The organism is Pseudomonas sp. NBRC 111131 (assembly GCF_001320525.1).
Taxonomy (GTDB): Bacteria; Pseudomonadota; Gammaproteobacteria; order Pseudomonadales; family Pseudomonadaceae; genus Aquipseudomonas; species Aquipseudomonas ceruminis.
This window is the reverse complement of sequence record NZ_BCBH01000001.1, coordinates 354,187-372,603: the sequence shown is the minus strand read 5'-3', so window position 1 is coordinate 372,603 and position 18,417 is coordinate 354,187. Positions and strand designations below refer to the sequence as shown.

Genomic DNA, 18,417 nt, shown 5'->3' with positions numbered 1-18,417 from the left:
CCGGGCAGCGGATGCTGGTCGTGACAAGGCCACTGTGATGAAATGCGACCCCTCGCTACTTCTCCCTGCCAAGCCTGCCGTGAAATCCCGTCTGATTCGCCAATTACTGCTGCCGCCGCTGATCGTCCTGCTGATGGTCGGTTTAGGTCTGGCCGGCTTCCTGGTCAGCGAAAGCAATGGCATCCGCACGCTCAGCGAAAATGGCGAGCGCCAGTTGGAGCTGCACGCGCGCACGGTGGAAAGCGAAATCAGCAAATACACCTATTTGCCGAGCCTGCTCGAGCTGGAAGACAGCGTCTCGCACCTGCTCACAGACCCAGACAACGGTTACCGCCAAACCGTCAACGAATACCTCGAAGGCCTCAACCGCCGCAGCCGTAGCCGGGCGATCTTCGTCCTCGACACCAATGGCCGGGTCCAGGCCACCAGCAACTGGCGCGATGCCGACTCGTTCCTCGGCGAGGACCTGTCGTTCCGCGCCTATTTCCAGGCCGCGGTGCGTGGCGAACCGGGCCGGTTCTACGGCATCGGCAGCACCACGGGCGAGGCAGGCTATTACCTGGCCCACGGCCTGGAAGAACACGGCAAGATCATTGGCGTAGCGGTGATCAAGGTTCGCCTGGACACCCTGGAGGAGCGCTGGCAGCGCGCCCGCCTGGAAGCCTTCGTCAGTGACGAGAACGGCATCATCATCCTCTCCAGCGACCCGGCACGCCGGCTCAAATCAGTGCGCCCGCTGACGCCGCAAATCAAGGAGCGCCTGGCGCGCAGCCTGCAATACTACTGGTGGCCGCTCAATGAGCTGCAACCACTGGCACGCGAGACCTTAGCCGATGGCGTGGAAAAACTGACCTTCCCGGCCAACAGCGAAACCGCCCATGGCCGGCCCTATGAGGTGACCTACCTGGCGCAGACGCGGCGCCTGGTCGATACACCGTGGCATTTCACCCTACTCACGCCGTTGCAGGACCTACGCCGCGAATCGATGGTACAGGGCATCCTTGTGGGTGTGGCGTTCGCCCTGCTGGCCATCCTGGGCATTGCCTGGAACGAGCGGCGCAAGGTGATTGCCACGCGGCTGGCCGCACGTGAGGCCCTGGAAGAAGCCAACAGCCAGCTGGAGCGGCGCATCGCCGAGCGCACCGCCGACCTGCGCGCCAGCAACGAACGGCTCAAGGGCCAGATACGTGAACGTCGCCATGCCGAGCAGACCCTGCGCCACGCCCAGGACGAACTGGTGCAGGCCGGTAAACTGGCGGCCATCGGGCAAATGTCCACCAGTATTGCCCACGAGCTCAACCAACCGCTCGCTGCGCTGCGTACGCTCTCTGGCAACACAGTGCGTTTTCTGGAGCGTGGTGCACTGGAGACCGCCAGTACCAACCTGCGCACCATGAACGACCTGATCGACCGCATGGGGCGAATCACCGCCAGCCTGCGTTCGTTCGCCAGGCGCGGCGACGACGGTGGGCAGGCTTCGCTGGCCAAGGCTGTGGAAGCTACCCTGCAAGTACTGGCCAACCGCATCAGTGCTTGCCACCTGCAGTTGCACCACCTGTTCGACGACCAGCAACTGGCCATCGACCAGACTCGCCTGGAGCAAATCTTGGTCAACCTGATCGGCAATGCCCTGGATGCCATGGCCAGCCAGCCGCTGCCTGAGCTATGGCTGGAAGGCGAATTGCAGGGTGACAAATACCGTCTGCGGGTGCGCGATAATGGCCACGGCATTGACGCCGAAGCCCGCAAGCACCTGTTCGAACCCTTCTTCACCACCAAACCCGGCGAACACGGCCTGGGCCTGGGCCTGACCCTGTCGGCGAGCCTTGCCGCCGCCGCCAAGGGCAGCCTGAACGTCGAGCACCCCGCCACTGGCGGCACGGCCTTCGTCCTCGTCCTGCCTCTGGTTTGCGCCCCTAACGAATCGGCTGAGCTCTCATGAAACAAGCGCCTCTTACCGTCCTGATCGTAGAAGACGACCCGCATGTGCTGCTCGGCTGCCAGCAAGCGCTGGCCCTGGAAGACATCGCCTGCGAGGGTGTCGGCAGCGCCGAGCAGGCGCTGGAACGCATCGGTGATGACTTTGCCGGTATCGTTGTCAGCGACATACGCCTGCCGGGTATTGACGGCCTGGAACTGCTCAACCGCCTCAAGGCGCGCGACCGCAGCCTGCCCGTGGTACTGATCACCGGCCATGGCGATATCGACATGGCGGTCGGTGCCATGCGCAACGGCGCCTATGACTTCATGGAGAAACCCTTCTCGCCGGAGCGCCTGGTCGACGTGGTGCGCCGCGCCCTCGAACAGCGCGGGCTGTCACGCGAAGTGGTCGCCCTGCGCCGCCAACTGGCCGAACAGAGCAGCCTGGAGGGCCGCATCATCGGCCGCTCGCCGGCTATGGAACACCTGCGCGAACTGATCGCCAACGTGGCCGATACGTCGGCCAACGTGTTGATCGAAGGCGAGACGGGTACCGGCAAAGAACTGGTTGCTCGCTGCCTGCACGACTTCAGCCGTCGTCAGGGCCAGCCTTTCGTGGCGCTGAACTGTGGCGGCCTGCCGGAAAATCTCTTTGAAAGCGAGATCTTCGGCCACGAGGCCAACGCCTTCACCGGGGCGGGCAAGCGCCGCATCGGCAAGATCGAACATGCCAATGGCGGCACGCTGTTCCTCGACGAGGTGGAAAGCATGCCGGTCAACCTGCAGATCAAACTGCTGCGTGTGCTGCAGGAGCGCACCCTGGAGCGCCTGGGCTCGAACCAGAGCATCCCGGTGGACTGCCGGGTGATCGCTGCCACCAAGTCCGATCTCGATGCCTTGGGCCAGAGCGGGCAGTTCCGTAGCGACCTGTACTACCGGCTGAACGTGGTGACCTTGGAACTGCCGCCGCTGCGCGAGCGCCGCGAAGATATCCTGCAGTTGTTCGAACACTTCCTCCAGCAGTCGGCACTGCGCTTCGACCGCGAGGCCCCGGCGCTGGACAGCCAGACCCTGTCGCGCCTGATGGCCCATGACTGGCCGGGCAACGTGCGCGAACTGCGCAACGTTGCCGAGCGCTTTGCCCTGGGCCTGCCGCCCTTCAAGAAAGGCCCCAGCGGCGGGGCCAGCCAAGGGCTGGGCTTCGCCGAGGCGGTGGAAGCCTTCGAACGCAATCTGCTCAGCGATGCCCTGCAACGTACAGGCGGCAACCTCAGCCAGGCCAGCCAGGAGCTGGGCATGGCCAAGACCACCCTGTTCGACAAAGTGAAGAAGTACGGCCTGGGCTGATAGCCACTGTCGCGACTTCGCTGGCAACCCTACCCCTTCGAGGGGCGGGTGACCTGCGAAGCAGCCAGCGCAAGGGTCAAAGACCGGCGATGTGCGTCACGTCCTGCCGGTGTGCTTGCAGGTAAGGCAACACAGCCCCTAGCAGCGGCGCCTTGAACGGCTCCTGGAAACGGTGCGCCAAGCCTGGAATCAGCCGCAACTGGCTGCCCTGAATGTGCGCCGCCAGGTGCACCCCGTGCATCACCGGCAACAATGGGTCGGCCGTGCCATGCACCACCAGGGTGGGTACTCGCAACTGGTTGAGCAACGCCACCCGGCTCGGCTCGGCGAGAATCGCCATGATCTGGCGCTTGACCCCTTCCGGGTTGAACGCGCGGTCATACGCTACCGCGGCCTGCTGCAGCAGAACTGCGCGGTCGTCCCGCACCTGTGGGCTGCCCAGGGCGGCCAGCAAGTCGGCCTGCTGCTCGAGGGCCACTGCACGGTTGGGCGCACTGCGCCGTGCCAGCAGTTGCACCAGCGCCGGGCTTGGCGCCGGCAGCCCAGCGGCGCCCGAACTGGACATCACCAACGTCAGGCTCCGCACCCGCTCCGGCGCCATGGCCGCCAGGTGCTGCGCAATCATGCCGCCCATGCTCACACCCAATACATGGAACTGGCGAATCTTCAGGGTATCCATCAGGCGAAGGCCATCGCCCGCCATGTCAGTCAGCGTGTATGGCGCAGCAACCGGCAGCCCAAGTTTGTAGCGCAACAGTTCAACGGTCAGGTTGGCCGAGGGGGGCAACTGGTTCCAGCGTGACAGGCCGACATCGCGGTTGTCGTAGCGGATGACTCGAAAACCCTGGCGACACAAGGCCTCGACCACATCGTCCGGCCAATGAATCAGTTGCCCGCCCAGGCCCATGACCAGCAGCAATGCCGGATCTCGGGGCGCACCAATGCTTTGGTAGACCAGGCTCACATCCCCCAGATCGGCCCGTTGTACCGCACCCTGCACGTCGCAACGTTGATCGGCGAAGCTCGCTGGCACGCTGACAAGGAAGAAGAAAAACAGCAATAAAGCCGGCATGAAAGAAACACCAGAATGCAGATCCCCAGTAGAGCGTGAGTCTGATGACTTTTATTCAGGCGCGCTGCCACAGTTCGGTGACAGTTTGATGACCCCCGCCGAGCGGTGCACCAAAGGCCTAGTCGACAGCCGAGGTAACATGAGAGAAACTCAACTCCATCCCTGCCCCTTCCACTTTTTCTCCCGGAGCCTGTAGTGCTGGAGATCCGCCACCTGAAAACCCTTCATGCCCTGCGCGAGGCCGACAGCCTCGTGGAGGCCGCTGAACGCCTGCACCTGACCCAGTCGGCACTGTCGCACCAGTTCAAGGAGCTGGAGGAACGTCTGGGCCTGCCATTGTTCGTGCGCAAGACCAAGCCGCTCCGTTTCACCAGCGCCGGCTTGCGCCTTTTGCAACTGGCCGACGCCACCTTGCCGCTGCTGCGCGGCGCCGAGCGCGATATCGCGCGGCTGGCCGGCGGTACTGCCGGGCGCCTGCACATGGCCATCGAATGCCACAGCTGCTTCCAATGGCTGATGCCGACCATCGACCAGTTCCGCGATGCCTGGCCGGAAGTGGAACTGGACCTGGCCTCTGGTTTCGCCTTCGCCCCTTTGCCAGCCCTTGCCCGTGGCGACCTGGACCTGGTGGTGACGTCTGACCCGCTGGACCTCGCCGGCATCACTTACGTGCCGCTGTTCACCTATGAAGCCATGCTCGCCGTGGCCAACCAGCACCCGCTGGCCAGCAAACCCTACATCGTGCCGCAGGACCTGATCGAGCAGACCCTCATCACTTACCCGGTGGAGCGTGATCGCCTGGATATCTTCACCCGCTTCCTGGAGCCGGCCGACATCGAGCCAGCGGCCGTGCGTACCTCGGAGCTAACAGTGATGATGATGCAACTGGTGGCCAGCGGCCGTGGCGTATGCGGCATGCCGCACTGGGCGCTGCATGAGTACAGCTCGCGCGGGTATGTGAAAGGCAAGCGCCTGGGCGAGAAAGGCCTGTTCGCCACGCTCTATGCCGCAGTACGCACCGACATGCTGGATGCGCCGTACATGCGTGACTTCCTGCTGACGGCCAAGGACACCTCCTTCGCCACCCTCGACGGGGTCAGCGCGGTACGCTGACCGCCTGGCGGAACAGCGGCAGGATCAGGTCGCGGGTCAGCGGCGCCAGCGCCAGCTCAACCGCCTGGTCGGCGGCCAGCCAGATCACTTCCTCGATTTCCGCCGCCGGGGCCACGGCCTCGGCGCAATCGACCCGAAACAGTTCAGCCTGCACCGCGAAGCCTGGCTCGTTGGCGGCCGGGGCGCTGAACTGGCCCAGCGCAATGGCCTGCGCCGGGTCGATGTGCAGGCCGAGCTCCTCATGCAGCTCGCGCACCAAGGCCTGCACGGGCGTTTCCCCTGCATCGATCTTGCCCCCAGGCTGCATGAACGCTTGGGTGCCACGCTTGCGCACCAGCAGGGTGCGCCCCTGAGGGTCGATCAGCAGGGCGGCGGCGATGCGAATGATCTTGGGCATGGAAGGGACTCGCTGGAAAGGTTGAGAGGATCCCATGTGGTCCATGACCTGACAAGGACAGGACAACCTGCCTCGCAGACGAACGGCCCCTTGCCAACCTGCCGCCAACCCGCCATAACCAACACATGAACCTGCCCGCCTCACAGCACCCGGTGCTTGAACTGTTTCACCCTGCCGTCGGCACCTGGTTCCGTCGCCGATTTGCCACGGTCACCGACGCCCAGGCGCGCGCATGGCCGCTGATTCACGCCGGTCAGTCAATGCTGCTGGCTGCCCCGACTGGCTCAGGCAAAACCCTCAGCGCCTTCCTTGCCGTGCTGGATGAACTCTTGCGCCAGGGCCTCGATCAGGGCGGTGAACTGCCCGCACAAACCCAAGTGATCTATGTTTCGCCACTCAAGGCGTTGTCCAACGATATCCGTTTGAACCTGCAGGCCCCGCTCGAAGGCATCAGCCAGGCACTCGAAGCACAGGGGCTGAGGGCGCCCCACATCACCACAGCCGTGCGCACGGGCGATACGCCGCAGAAAGAGCGCGCAGCCATGCGCAAACGGGCGCCGCACATCCTGGTGACCACACCCGAATCGCTCTATGTGCTGATGGGCTCGGCCTCAGGTCGTCAGGGTCTGGCCCACGTGCACACCGTGATCGTCGACGAAATCCACGCCTTGGCCGGCAACAAGCGCGGCGCCCATCTAGCCCTGACCCTGGAGCGCCTGCAGGCCTTGAGCGGGCGCCCACTGCGGCGCATCGGCTTGTCCGCCACCCAGCGCCCGGTTGAGCGCGTGGCGCAATTCCTGGTGGGCCACCAGCGCCCCTGCGCGATCGTCGATATCGGCCATGCACGTCAACGCGACCTCGCCATCGAAGTGCCGCCCGTGCCACTTGGCGCGGTGATGGCCACGGATGTATGGGGCCTGGTGTACGACCGATTGGCCACCCTTGCCCGTGAGCACCGTACAATCTTGGTGTTCGTCAATACCCGCCGCCTGGCCGAGCGCCTGACCCGGCACCTCAGCGATCGCCTGGGCAAGCAAGCCGTGGCCGCCCATCACGGTAGCCTGGCCAAAGAACTGCGCCTGGACGCTGAGCAACGCCTGAAAAATGGCCAGTTGCAGGTACTGGTGGCCACTGCTTCGCTGGAACTGGGCATCGACATCGGCGATGTCGATCTGGTGTGCCAGATAGCCTCCCCAGGATCGATCGCCGCCTTTTTGCAGCGGGTCGGCCGCTCCGGGCACCAGGTCGATGGCGTTCCCAAGGGACGCCTGTTCGCGACCTCGCGGGATGACCTGATCGAGTGCGTCGCCCTGCTCGATTGCATACGTCAGGGTGAACTCGATGAGTTGCACATCGCCAAGGCCCCCCTGGACGTGCTTGCCCAGCAGATCGTCGCCGAGGCCAGCAACCAGGCGTGGCAGGAACAGGCGCTGTTCACCTGCCTGCGGCAGGCCACGCCCTATGCCGAACTCGACATCAACCATTACCAGGCGCTGCTGCGCATGCTCGCCGAAGGCTATAACGGCCGCCAGGGAGTACGCAGCGCCTACCTGCACCGTGACGCGGTCAGCGGCACGTTGCGCGGTCGACGGGGTAGCCAGCTGACCGCGCTGACCAGTGGCGGAACCATCCCTGAGACTGCTGACTACGCCGTGCTGCTTGAGCCACAGGCGCTGAACATTGGCAGCGTAAACGAAGACTTTGCGGTGGAGAGCATCGCTGGCGACATCTTCCAGCTGGGTAATGCGTCCTATCGCATCGTGCGGGTAGAGCCAGGCCGGGTGCGGGTTGAAGACGCCCAGGGCCTGCCACCTACCATACCGTTCTGGCTTGGCGAAGCGCCGGGGCGCAGCGATGAGCTGTCTGCCGCCGTCGCCCGCCTGCAGGCACGTATCGATGAGCAACTGGGTAGGTGTGGCGGCGATTTCGCAGCGGTGCTGCTTTGGCTGCAAACCACCTTCGCCCTGAACGAGGCCTGCGCCAGTCAACTGCTCGATTACCTGGGCAGAACCCGAGAAGTGCTCGGCGCCCTGCCCTCCCAACAGACCCTGGTGCTGGAGCGCTTCTTCGACGAGTCCGGGGGCACCCAGTTGATCATTCATTCACCCTACGGCAGCCGCATCAACCGTGCCTGGGGCCTGGCCCTGCGTAAACGGTTCTGCCGCACGTTCAATTTCGAGCTGCAGGCGGCGGCCAGCGAAGACGCCATCGTGCTGTCACTGTCGACCAGCCACAGCTTTGAACTGGACGAGGTATGGCGCTACCTGTCCAGCCGTACCGCCGAGCAGGTACTGGTCCAGGCGCTGCTCGACGCCCCCTTGTTCGGTGTGCGCTGGCGCTGGAACGCTGCCGTGGCCATGGCCTTGCCGCGCTATGTAGGCGGGCGCAAGGTGGCACCGCAGATCCAGCGTATGAAGAGCGAGGACCTGATTGCCGCCGTGTTCCCCGACCAGATCGCCTGCCTGGAAAACATCGTGGGCGAACGGCAGATTCCCGATCACCCGCTGATCGAGCAGACCCTCGATGATTGCCTGCACGAAGCCATGGACAGCGAAGGCTGGCTGGCGCTGCTCAGGCGCATGGAAAACGGCCAGGTACGCCTGCTCAGCCGCGACTTGCCGGCCCCTTCACCGCTGGCATCGGCCATCCTCAATGCCAGGCCCTACGCCTTCCTCGATGACGCCCCGCTGGAGGAACGCCGCACACAGGCGGTGCTCAATCGGCGCTGGAACGAAGTCCACAGCGCCGACGACCTTGGAGCACTGGACGCCGATGCCATCGCCGCTGTGGAGGCAGAGGCATGGCCGCAACCGGGCAACGTCGACGAGATGCACGAAGCCTTGATGAGCCTCGGCGCCATCAGCCAGCGTGAGGTGCAGGCCAACCCCACCTGGGGCGTGCTGCTCAGGCAGTTGGCTAAGGCAGGACGGGCCTTGCGCCTGCCTGCTGAACAGCTGTGGCTGGCACGCGAGCGCCTGAGCCTGCTGCTAGCGCTGTATCCAGGCTCGCGCCTGGCGCCTGCCCTCGAGGTGCTTCCCGGTTTCGATCAGGCCATCGACCCGGACATCGCCGTGGGCGAGTTACTGCGTTCGCGCCTGAGCGGCCATGGCCCGCTGACCTTGGCGCAAATCGCCGAACCGCTCGGCAAGCCCACCTCTCTCATCGAACAGGCCCTGGCGCGCCTGGAAGGCGAAGGTTATGTCCTGCGCGGCCATTTCAGCCCAGGCGAGAACCAGCAGCAATGGTGCGAACGCCATCTGCTCGCGCGTATCCATCGCTACACCGTCAAACGCCTGCGCCGGGAAATCGAGCCGGTCAGCCTGCAAGACTTCATGCGCTTTCTGTTCGACTGGCAGCACGTGGCCGCGAACGAGGGGCTGCGCGGCCCGCAGGCAGTGGTTGAGGTACTGGGCCAGTTGCAGGGGTTCCCCGCTGCAGCCGGCGCCTGGGAGGCAGAGCTGCTGCCGGCACGGGTCAAGGACTACAGCGCGCAGTGGCTCGATGACGCCTGCCGCAGCGGGCAGTTTGCCTGGAGCCGGCTGGCGTCGACGGTGTCCAGCACCACCTTGGCGAGCACACCGCTGGTGCTGCTCCCCCGAGAACATCTGGGCACCTGGCGCAGCCTTGCTCCCGTACCGGCGCTGGAGGGGCTCGGCCCGCGCGCGCAGCGCGTTCATCATGTGCTGCAGGAGCAAGGTGCGCTGTTTTTCGACGAGCTGACGCACGAAGCCCACCTGTTGCCCAGCGAGCTGGAAACGGCCTTGCAGGCACTGGTGGGCGCCGGGTTGGTGGGCGCCGACAGTTATACCGGGTTGCGCAGCCTGATCACCCCGGCGGCAAAACGCTCGTCACGCAACAGCCGGCGCGGCCACCCGCCGATGTCCAGCAGCATGGTCCACGCCGGGCGCTGGGCCTTGTTGCGCCGGGGCAATGCCACCGTGGACGACAACCAGCGCCTGGAGCACATCGCCCGCAGCCTGTTGCGCCGTTATGGGGTGATCTGCTGGCGACTGCTGGAGCGCGAGAGCGATGTGCTGCCGCCCTGGCGTGACCTGCTGCGTTGCTATCACCGGCTGGAGGCGCGTGGCGAAATTCGCGGAGGGCGTTTCATCGCTGGGCTGGCTGGGGAACAGTTCGCCTTGCCGGAGGCGGTGGGGCTGCTACGGCAGGTGCGGCGCCGGGAACGGGAGGGTGCGCTGGTGGTGGTCAGTGCAAGCGATCCGCTTAACCTGATCGGCTCGTTGCTGCCTGGGGCGAAAGTGCCGGCCGTGGGCGGTAACCGCCTGTTGTACCAGGACGGCGTGCCGGTAGCGGTAAAGGTTGCCGGGCGTTACCACTTTCTGGCCGAGGCAGCGGCCGACGAACAGGCGTCATGGCGGCAAAAATTGTTGCGCGGTACGGTCTGAAGTGCGCTGTTCTGCGCACAGATGACCCGCTCCGGTCAGGCGAACGTCACCTTTGAGAATGATTTTCGATACCCCGAATTTCATTTTCAGGGGCGCGCAACCGGGCTATGGTCGGGGTTTGCCCCAGGCCCCTGAGCCTGACCGCGCCATCGTAAGGACCCCGTATGAGCCTGTCACTTCTCAGTCGCTACGCCTTCTTCGCCGCCTGTGTCCTGTTCACCCTGGCGAGCCTGCCGTTCCTCCACCACGAATGGCTGTGGCCATTCACCCTGGCAACAGCGGTGCTCAGCCTGATTGGCCTGTTCGACCTGCTGCAGCAGCGCCATGCAGTGCGCCGCAACTACCCGATCCTTGGCAACATCCGCTACCTGGTCGAAGGCATTCGCCCGGAAATCCGCCAATACCTGCTGGAGGCCGACAGCGACGCCCTGCCTTTCTCGCGCGCTCAGCGTTCGCTGGTGTATGCACGGGCCAAGAACGAAGCCTCTGACAAACCCTTCGGCACCCTGATCGATGTGTATGAGTCCGGGTTCGAATTCATTGGCCACTCCATGCGCCCGGCACCGCTGGCCGACCCGGCAAGCTTCCGGATCATCATCGGTGGGCCGCAGTGCAGCCAACCCTACTCGGCGTCGATTTTCAATATCTCTGCCATGAGCTTCGGCTCGCTCAGCGCCAATGCCATCCGCGCGCTCAACCAGGGTGCCAAGTTGGGCAATTTCCACCATGACACCGGCGAAGGCAGCATCAGCCCCTACCACCGCGAGCACGGCGGCGACCTGGTCTGGGAACTGGGCAGTGGCTACTTCGGTTGCCGCACCGCCGATGGCCGCTTCGACCCCGAGCGCTTCGCCGCCCAGGCGCGCAGCCCACAAGTGCGGATGATCGAGATCAAGATGAGCCAGGGTGCCAAGCCGGGCCACGGCGGCATCCTGCCCAAGCACAAGGTGACCCAGGAGATTGCCGAAACCCGTGGCGTGCTCATGGGCGAGGACTGCATCTCGCCGTCACGCCACACGGCGTTCTCCACGCCCATCGAGATGATGCAGTTCATCGCCCAGCTGCGTGAGTTGTCCGGCGGCAAGCCGGTGGGTTTCAAGTTCTGCCTGGGCCACCCGTGGGAGTTCATGGGCATTGCCAAGGCCATGCTGGAGACCGGCATCTTGCCCGATTTCATCGTTGTCGACGGCAAGGAAGGTGGCACCGGGGCTGCGCCGGTGGAGTTCACAGACCACATCGGTGTGCCGCTGCGTGAAGGCCTGTTGTTCGTGCACAACACCTTGGTCGGCCTGAATCTACGCGACAAGATCAAGCTAGGCGCCAGCGGCAAGATCGTCAGCGCCTTCGACATCGCCAGCGTGCTGGCCATTGGTGCCGACTGGGCCAACTCGGCACGCGGTTTCATGTTCGCCATCGGCTGCATCCAGTCGCAGAGCTGCCATACCAACAAATGCCCGACCGGCGTAGCGACTCAAGACCCCTTGCGCCAGCGTGCACTGGTGGTACCGGACAAGGCCCAGCGGGTGCTGAACTTCCACCACAACACCTTGCGGGCCTTGGCCGAAATGCTTGCGGCGGCAGGCCTGGAACATCCGGCGCAGTTGGAGGCCAAGCACTTGGTGAGGCGCGTCTCAGCCACCGAGATCAAGCTGTTTTCGCAGATGCATGTGTTCCTCAAACCGGGGGAGTTGCTCACCGGTGAGGTGGATGGGCAGTTCTATTCACGGATGTGGCAGTTGGCCCGGGCTGACAGCTTCGAGCCTAACAGTGAGGTCGCGGCCTGACGATGCCTGGGGCCGCTGAGCGGCCCCGGGCAGTTCATATCACGAGGCGCTGCTGGCCAGCGCCTGCTCTTGTTTCGGTGCCAGGCGCAAGGTGTAGTACAACGCCGTCAGCAACACCAGGAACGCCGGGCCGATGTACAGGGCAACCCGAGTATCCTCGAAGTACGCCATCAACCCTACCACCAGTACCAGAAACGCCAATGCCAGGTAGGAGCTCAGCGGCCACAACCACATGCGGTATTTCAGGGCCTTGCACTCGGCCGTGGACAGCCCGGCGCGGAACTTGAGCTGGGCCAGCAGGATCATCACCCAGGTCCAGATTGCGCCGAAGGTGGCGATCGAGGTCACCCAGACGAACACCTTTTCCGGTACCAGGTAGTTGGCCAGCACGCCCAGCAGCAGGGCACCGATGGACAGCAGCAGCGCGTTGCGCGGCACGCCGCTTTTCGAGGTACGGGCGAACACGGCCGGCGCCTGGCCATTCTGCGCCAGGCTATAGAGCATGCGCCCGGTGCTGAAGATGCCGCCGTTGCAGGATGACAGTGCCGCCGTGATGACCACGAAATTGATGATGCCAGCAGCCGTCTTGATGCCTAGGCGCTCGAAGGTCATGACGAACGGGCTGCCCTGGCTGCCGATTTCGTTCCACGGGTAGATCGACAGGATCACGAACAGTGCGCCCACATAGAACAGCAAGATGCGCCAGAACACCGAACCGATGGCCTGAGGGATGGTTTTCTGCGGATTGCGTGCTTCACCGGCGGTAAGACCGATCATTTCAACGCCCAGGTAGGCGAACATCACCATCTGCAACGACATCAGCACACCGGTAACGCCGTTGGGCATGAAGCCGCCGTTGCTCCACAGGTTGGAGATGCCGACTGCAACACCGTCGTTGCCGAAGCCGAACGCAATGATGCCGATGCCGCCCAGCACCATGGCGATGATGGTGACGATCTTGATCAGGGCGAACCAGAATTCGAACTCGCCAAACGCCTTCACCGCGATCAGGTTGACCGCGCCCATGCTGCCCAGCGCCGCCAGGGCCCAGATCCAACGCGGTACATCGGGGAACCAGATGCCCATATAGATGGCCACGGCGGTGATTTCAGCGACGCAGGTCACCAGCCACAGGAACCAGTAGTTCCAGCCCGTCAGAAAGCCCGCCAGGGGGCCAAGGTAGTCTTGGGCATAGCGGCTGAACGAGCCCGCCACAGGGTTGTGCACGGCCATTTCGCCGAGGGCACGCATGATCACCAGGATCGCCAGGCCGCCGATGATGTAGGAAAGCATGATCGCGGGGCCGGCCATTTCAATGGCTTTGGCCGAACCGAGGAACAGGCCGACACCGATGCAGGCGCCCAGCGCCATCAGACGGATGTGCCGTTCGCCCAGTTCACGCTTGAGCGGGCCGCCTTGGGTGGCCTCGCCATGGGCAGAGTGGTTGCCAACTGGCATAGCAATACAACCTCATTTTGTTATTGGATTTTACCTTCGTGCAGCTCCGGCCATGCCGATAGGCGTGGCGTTGGCTTGCCAGGCCGGCCTTGTGGGCCGGCCCGTATGCCGGAATAGAGCGGCCGGCAGGGGCGAAGGGCCGAGCAGTATAGGAAGCCGACCGCAGGGGTTTTCGCTATATAAACAGGAAAATTCAGCAAGTTTTCTGGACCTGCCGCGAACCCTATCGCCGGCAAGCCACCCTAACAACATCGACACCGGATGAAACCCACACCAAAGCCGCATATCCGACTGCGGTTTTTCACACTTCCTACAAATTTTTCACCTCTCCCCGTCAACGTCTAAGCTTCAGACAAGCAAGACGAAATTACCTGGCCGGATAGAAGACTATGGGCGCATTGTGGCAATCGGAACCAACCAGAATGGAAGCACCCGAAACGCCTCTGGCCGAGACGCCGCAGCCAAAGTCCCCACGCCAGCTTCGGCTTTGGTGGCGGCTGATCTTGCTGATCGTACTGGTGGCGATCGCTGTCATCGGCTATGCCGCCTATGAAGAATTTCGCACCTCCGACGTGCAGTCGCGCGAATTCAGCAAGCTGGCCACCACCCTCACCTATTCCTTGCAGCCAGGCCCCAGCGACGCCATCGTTTACCCCGGCGAAGGCCCCTTCGACAAACGCCTGGGCTACAGCGCACTGGGCGAGTTTCTGCCACGCCTGCTCAAGCGCGACTACCTGATCAGCGAGCAGGTGAGGTTTTCGCCAGCCTTGATGAGTTATGTCGACCATGGGTTGTTTGTCCCCTATATCGAGAAAATCCAGGCCGGCTTGTCGATCACCGATTGCCGCGGCGAGACGTTGTACCAGTACAACTACCCGCAACATCTGTATCCAGACTTTGCGGCCATTCCACCGGTGATGGTCAACAGCCTGCTATTCATCGAAAACCGCGACCTGCTTGATCCCAAGGACCCGAAGAACAACCCGGCGGTGGATTGGCCACGCTTCGCCAAGGCGGCCTATAGCCAGATTGCCAAGTACCTGGCCCTGCCTGGCCAGTCAGCGGGCGGAAGTACCCTGGCCACTCAGCTGGAAAAATACCGCCACTCCCCCGATGGCCTGACGGTGTCCGGCGCCGAGAAGATCCGCCAGATGATTTCGGCCAGCGTGCGCGCCTACCAGGGCGGCCCGGATACCACCGAAGCCCGCCAGCGCATCGTGCGTGACTACCTCAACAGCGTGCCGCTGTCAGCGGTACCAGGCCATGGCGAGGTACACGGCATGGCCGAAGGCCTGCGCGTGTGGTACGGCGCCGACTTCAGCCAGGTCAACCAGGCCCTCAACGCCACCGCGACCGACCCCGATAGCCTGGCCGCACGTGGCCTGGCCTTGCGCCAGGTCCTGTCGCTGATGATCGCCCAGCGCCGCCCCTCGCATTATTTGTCCAAGGGCCGGGTCGAGCTGGCCGAGCTCACCGATTCGCACATTCGCGTACTGGCCGCCAACGGTATCATCGACCGCTCACTGGCCGAGGCTGCACTGGCCAGCAAAGCGGTCTACCGCGACTGGGTGGCACAACCCACCATCGTGCCAATCATCACCAACAAGGGCATCAGCCTGGCGCGCAATCGCCTGGCGGCCATGCTCAACCGCCCGCTGTATGACCTGGACCGCCTCGACCTCTCGGCCACCAGCACATTGCAGGCAGACCTTCAGATGCAGGTCAGCCAGTACTTGAAGAACCTCTCCGACCCCGGTTTTGCCGCCCAGATCGGCTTGATCGGCGAGCGCCTGCTGACCGCCAAGACCACCGATCAGGTGCGCTACAGCTTCACCCTGTTCGAGCGCACCGCCGACGGCTCGCGAGTGCGGGTGCAGACCGACAGTACCGACCAGCCCTTTGACATCAACGAGGGCAGCAAGCTCGAGCTGGGCTCGACCGCCAAGCTGCGGGTGCTCACCACCTACCTGGAGATCATCGCCGAGCTGCATGACAAGTACGCCGGCAAACCCGCTGCCGAGCTGAAGAAGGTCGACGTCGCCGAACTTGACCGCATCACCCAGTGGTCACTGGAGTGGCTGGCACAGAACAGCAAGAACCAGAGCCTGGACGCCATGCTCGATGCGGCGCTGGAACGCAAATACTCGGCCAACACCGGTGAAGCCTTCTTCACGGGTGGCGGCATGCACGTGTTCAACAACTTCCGCAAGGAAGACAACAGCCGCAACCCGACCCTCAAGGAAGCCCTGCGCGAATCGATCAACCTGCCGTTCATCCGCCTGATGCGCGACCTGGTGCGCTATGTGACCTACCAGCAACCGTTCAACCGGGTACCGCTGCTCAAGGACGACACAGACCCGCGCCGCCAGGAGTACCTCGCTCGCTTTGCCGACAAGGAAGGTTCGAACTACCTGATGCGCTTCTGGAAGAAATACCAGCGCAAGACCTCGCAGCAGCGCCTGGATACGTTCCTCGACAGCATGCGTGTCACCCCGCAGCGCCTGGCGGCAGTGCACCGGTACCTGTTCCCCGAGGCTGGCCAGGAAACGTTCAACGCCTTTGTCCGTGCGCACAGCAAGGGCGACAAAGTCGCCCTGGGCAAACTCACCGACGGCCGCCTGGTGGAGATGTACGAGGCCTACGGCCCGGGCAAGTACGACCTGCCTGACCAGGGGTACATCGCCAAGGTCCACCCACTGGACCTCTGGTTGCTTGGCTACCTGCTCAAGCACCCGAGTGCCACGCTGACCGAAATGATCAACGCCAGCCGGTTCGAGCGTCAGGAAGTCTATGGCTGGCTGTTCAAAAGCCGCCACCAGGGCGCCCGTGACAGCCGCATCCGAACCATGGTCGAGATCGAAGCCTTCCTGGACATTCATCAGCGCTGGAAACGTGTCGGTTACCCGTTCGATCACCTGGTACCGTCGCTGGCGACTGCCATTGGCAGCTCCGGCGACCGCCCGGCGGCGCTTTCCGAACTGGTCGGTATCATCCAGAACGACGGTGTGCGCCTGCCGACGCTGCGCATCGACACCCTGCACTTTGCCTCCGATACCCCCTACGAAACCAAACTGAACAGCGACCCCGACCGGGGCCAGCGGATTCTCCCGGTGGAAGTGGCCAGGGCACTCAAGGGTGCGATGTCGCAAGTGGTGGATGCCGGGACCGCGCGGCGTATCTCCGGCAGCTTCAAGCTGCATGATGGCACCCCATTGGTGATGGGCGGCAAGACCGGCACGGGTGACAACCGCATCGAGAGCTTCGGTGCCGGTGGCCGGCTGATCGGCTCACGCTCGCTGAACCGCACCGCGACGTTCGTGTTCTTCCTCGGGGACAACCACTTCGGCACGTTGACCGCCTTCGTCCCAGGGCGCTCGGCGGAGGCCTTCAAGTTCACCTCGGCCCTACCGGTGCAGGTGCTCAAGGGCATGGCTCCGATCCTCATGCCGTACCTTGAACCGGGCAACCCGAACGAATGCAAACCACCGCAGGTGGCGATGCGTTCAGGTGACTCATCGAACATATAGATGATAATCATCCGCATTTTTGGTTTTGTCTTTAGATATATCTTGAGTAATATCTTGCGATATATCGAAACAGATGGAGCCAATCTACATGCGCGAACATTCCGCCCATGATCTTTTCGAACGCCGCCCCGGCCGGGGTGAGCGCGGCCCGCGGGTATTCGCCCCGGGCGATCTGAAACTGCTGATGCTGGCCCTGCTGGCCGAGCAGCCTGGCCACGGCTACGACCTGATCCGCCAGATCGAAAACCTGTTCGAGGGAAGCTACACGCCGAGCCCTGGGGTCATTTACCCCACCCTTAATTTCCTGGAGGAAGCTGAGCTGATCAGTGGCCAGGCCGTGGGCAGCAAACGCCTGTACGCCATCACCGCCACAGGCCGCAGCGCCCTGGCCGAACAGGCCGTGGCCCTGGATGGCGTACGCATGCGCATCGAAGTCAGCAAGCGCGCCCTGCGTGGCCACGACCGCCCGCCAGAAATCCATGAAGCCGTCGGCAACCTGCGCCATGCCCTGCATATGCACAGCGGCCGCTGGACCCCAGAGGAAATCGAGCGGGTCCGCACGCTGCTCAACGACACTGCCAAGGCCATCGCCTCCGGGCCGGCCGACCCTGTCAGGGAGATCCCCCATGAGTGACACCATTCACCGCGTCAACCACGAGATCCGCCAACGTCGCCTGCAGGTCCTGCGGGTGGCCGACCTTACCCCGCGCATGCGCCGCATCACTCTCGGTGGGCCGGAGCTGGAGGGTTTCACCAGCCTGGGCAGCGATGACCACATCAAGTTGCTGTTCGCCGAAACTGCCGAGCAACAGCAGGCCATCGACGCCCGCAACCTGGGCCGCGATGGCGGTGCCCGCCCCACCATGCGCGAGTACACGCCACGGCGAATCGACCTGGTGACCAACGAACTGGACATCGATTTCGTTCTGCATGGCGACGGTCCTGCGTCGACCTGGGCCGCCCAGGCGGCACCGGGGCAAACGCTGAACATTGCCGGGCCGCGTGCCTCGCTGGTGGTGCCGGATATCTTCGACAGTTATCTGCTGATCGGTGACGAAACCGCCCTCCCTGCCATCGGGCGGCGCCTTGAGGAACTGCCGGCCGGCCGTCAGGTGCTGGCGGTGGTCCAGATCGAGGATGAGCAGGAGCGCCAGCCCTTGCAGAGCAAGGCGCAGGTGGACGTCATCTGGGTCAAGCGAGAGGAAGATCTGTTGACGTTGCTCAAGGGGTTGCCCCTGCCCGGCGGCAAGCTGTACAGCTGGGTGGCCCTGGAAAAATCACTGACCCGCCAGGCCAAGGCGCTGTTGCTGGAAAAAGGCGTTTCCGAAGAGGCGCTCAAGGCCGCAGCCTACTGGCGAGCGGATGGGACCGCAGACGACGCGTAAACAGCCTA

Annotated in this window: 11 protein-coding genes; 8 read left to right on the top strand and 3 right to left on the bottom strand. The window is 63.8% G+C overall.

Annotated elements, in window-relative coordinates:
• Window positions 1-37: 37 nt before the first annotated feature.
• Both APH34_RS01680 and APH34_RS01675 read left to right on the top strand, forming a co-directional pair.
• Window positions 38-1,942 (top strand): ATP-binding protein, encoded by a 1,905-nt coding sequence (locus APH34_RS01680; RefSeq protein WP_054899431.1) that lies wholly within the window; start codon window positions 38-40, stop codon window positions 1,940-1,942.
• Entirely contained in the window at window positions 1,939-3,267 is a 1,329-nt protein-coding gene (locus tag APH34_RS01675; RefSeq protein ID WP_054899430.1) for a sigma-54 dependent transcriptional regulator, read from the top strand. Before APH34_RS01680 ends, APH34_RS01675 begins: the two co-directional genes overlap by 4 nt.
• A 76-nt stretch (window positions 3,268-3,343) precedes the next feature.
• On the opposite strand, the gene APH34_RS01670 is transcribed toward APH34_RS01675, so the two are convergent.
• Entirely contained in the window at window positions 3,344-4,339 is a 996-nt protein-coding gene (locus APH34_RS01670) for an alpha/beta fold hydrolase (protein ID WP_054899429.1), read from the bottom strand.
• 195 nt (window positions 4,340-4,534) lie between these two features.
• On the opposite strand from APH34_RS01670, the gene metR reads away from it, so the two are divergent.
• Window positions 4,535-5,452 (top strand): transcriptional regulator MetR, encoded by a 918-nt coding sequence (gene metR / locus APH34_RS01665; RefSeq protein WP_054899428.1) that lies wholly within the window; start codon window positions 4,535-4,537, stop codon window positions 5,450-5,452.
• On the opposite strand, the gene APH34_RS01660 is transcribed toward metR, so the two are convergent.
• Window positions 5,436-5,849 carry an NUDIX domain-containing protein gene (locus APH34_RS01660; RefSeq protein ID WP_054899427.1) on the bottom strand — a complete coding sequence of 138 codons (414 nt, stop codon included), beginning with the start codon at window positions 5,847-5,849 and terminating at the stop codon, window positions 5,436-5,438. The genes metR and APH34_RS01660 overlap by 17 nt on opposite strands.
• Before the next feature lie 125 nt (window positions 5,850-5,974).
• Here APH34_RS01660 and APH34_RS01655 point away from each other — a divergent pair, with 125 nt between their 5' ends.
• Both APH34_RS01655 and APH34_RS01650 read left to right on the top strand, forming a co-directional pair.
• Window positions 5,975-10,255 carry a DEAD/DEAH box helicase gene (locus tag APH34_RS01655; RefSeq protein WP_054899426.1) on the top strand — a complete coding sequence of 1,427 codons (4,281 nt, stop codon included), beginning with the start codon at window positions 5,975-5,977 and terminating at the stop codon, window positions 10,253-10,255.
• Window positions 10,256-10,419: 164 nt separating this feature from the next.
• The gene (locus APH34_RS01650; RefSeq protein WP_054899425.1) at window positions 10,420-12,039 is read left to right on the top strand and encodes an FMN-binding glutamate synthase family protein; all 1,620 of its coding nucleotides are present in this window, start codon (window positions 10,420-10,422) and stop codon (window positions 12,037-12,039) included.
• 39 nt (window positions 12,040-12,078) lie between these two features.
• Here the strand turns inward: APH34_RS01650 and APH34_RS01645 are convergent, their stop codons facing one another.
• A complete protein-coding gene (locus APH34_RS01645; RefSeq protein ID WP_054899424.1) occupies window positions 12,079-13,497 on the bottom strand; it encodes an amino acid permease in 1,419 nt (472 codons plus the stop codon).
• Between the two features lie 389 nt (window positions 13,498-13,886).
• On the opposite strand from APH34_RS01645, the gene APH34_RS01640 reads away from it, so the two are divergent.
• The 3 genes from APH34_RS01640 (at window position 13,887) to APH34_RS01630 (ending at window position 18,409) form a co-directional block, all read left to right on the top strand.
• Window positions 13,887-17,024, top strand: coding sequence for a transglycosylase domain-containing protein (locus APH34_RS01640; protein WP_054899423.1), 3,138 nt, complete (start codon window positions 13,887-13,889; stop codon window positions 17,022-17,024).
• 88 nt (window positions 17,025-17,112) lie between these two features.
• Entirely contained in the window at window positions 17,113-17,658 is a 546-nt protein-coding gene (locus APH34_RS01635; protein WP_054899422.1) for a PadR family transcriptional regulator, read from the top strand.
• Window positions 17,651-18,409: a siderophore-interacting protein gene (locus APH34_RS01630; RefSeq protein WP_054899421.1), complete on the top strand. Its 759-nt coding sequence runs from the start codon at window positions 17,651-17,653 to the stop codon at window positions 18,407-18,409. Before APH34_RS01635 ends, APH34_RS01630 begins: the two co-directional genes overlap by 8 nt.
• Window positions 18,410-18,417: the final 8 nt, after the last annotated feature.

Excerpts from the sequence above, each read along its gene's own strand:
- APH34_RS01680 (WP_054899431.1), top strand. The coding sequence starts at position 38 with ATGAAATGCGACCCCTCGCTACTTCTCCCTGCCAAGCCTGCCGTGAAA.
- APH34_RS01675 (WP_054899430.1), top strand. The coding sequence starts at position 1,939 with ATGAAACAAGCGCCTCTTACCGTCCTGATCGTAGAAGACGACCCGCAT.
- APH34_RS01670 (WP_054899429.1), bottom strand. The coding sequence starts at position 4,339 with ATGCCGGCTTTATTGCTGTTTTTCTTCTTCCTTGTCAGCGTGCCAGCG.
- APH34_RS01660 (WP_054899427.1), bottom strand. The coding sequence starts at position 5,849 with ATGCCCAAGATCATTCGCATCGCCGCCGCCCTGCTGATCGACCCTCAG.
- APH34_RS01655 (WP_054899426.1), top strand. The coding sequence starts at position 5,975 with ATGAACCTGCCCGCCTCACAGCACCCGGTGCTTGAACTGTTTCACCCT.
- APH34_RS01650 (WP_054899425.1), top strand. The coding sequence starts at position 10,420 with ATGAGCCTGTCACTTCTCAGTCGCTACGCCTTCTTCGCCGCCTGTGTC.
- APH34_RS01645 (WP_054899424.1), bottom strand. The coding sequence starts at position 13,497 with ATGCCAGTTGGCAACCACTCTGCCCATGGCGAGGCCACCCAAGGCGGC.
- APH34_RS01640 (WP_054899423.1), top strand. The coding sequence starts at position 13,887 with ATGGGCGCATTGTGGCAATCGGAACCAACCAGAATGGAAGCACCCGAA.
- APH34_RS01635 (WP_054899422.1), top strand. The coding sequence starts at position 17,113 with ATGCGCGAACATTCCGCCCATGATCTTTTCGAACGCCGCCCCGGCCGG.
- APH34_RS01630 (WP_054899421.1), top strand. The coding sequence starts at position 17,651 with ATGAGTGACACCATTCACCGCGTCAACCACGAGATCCGCCAACGTCGC.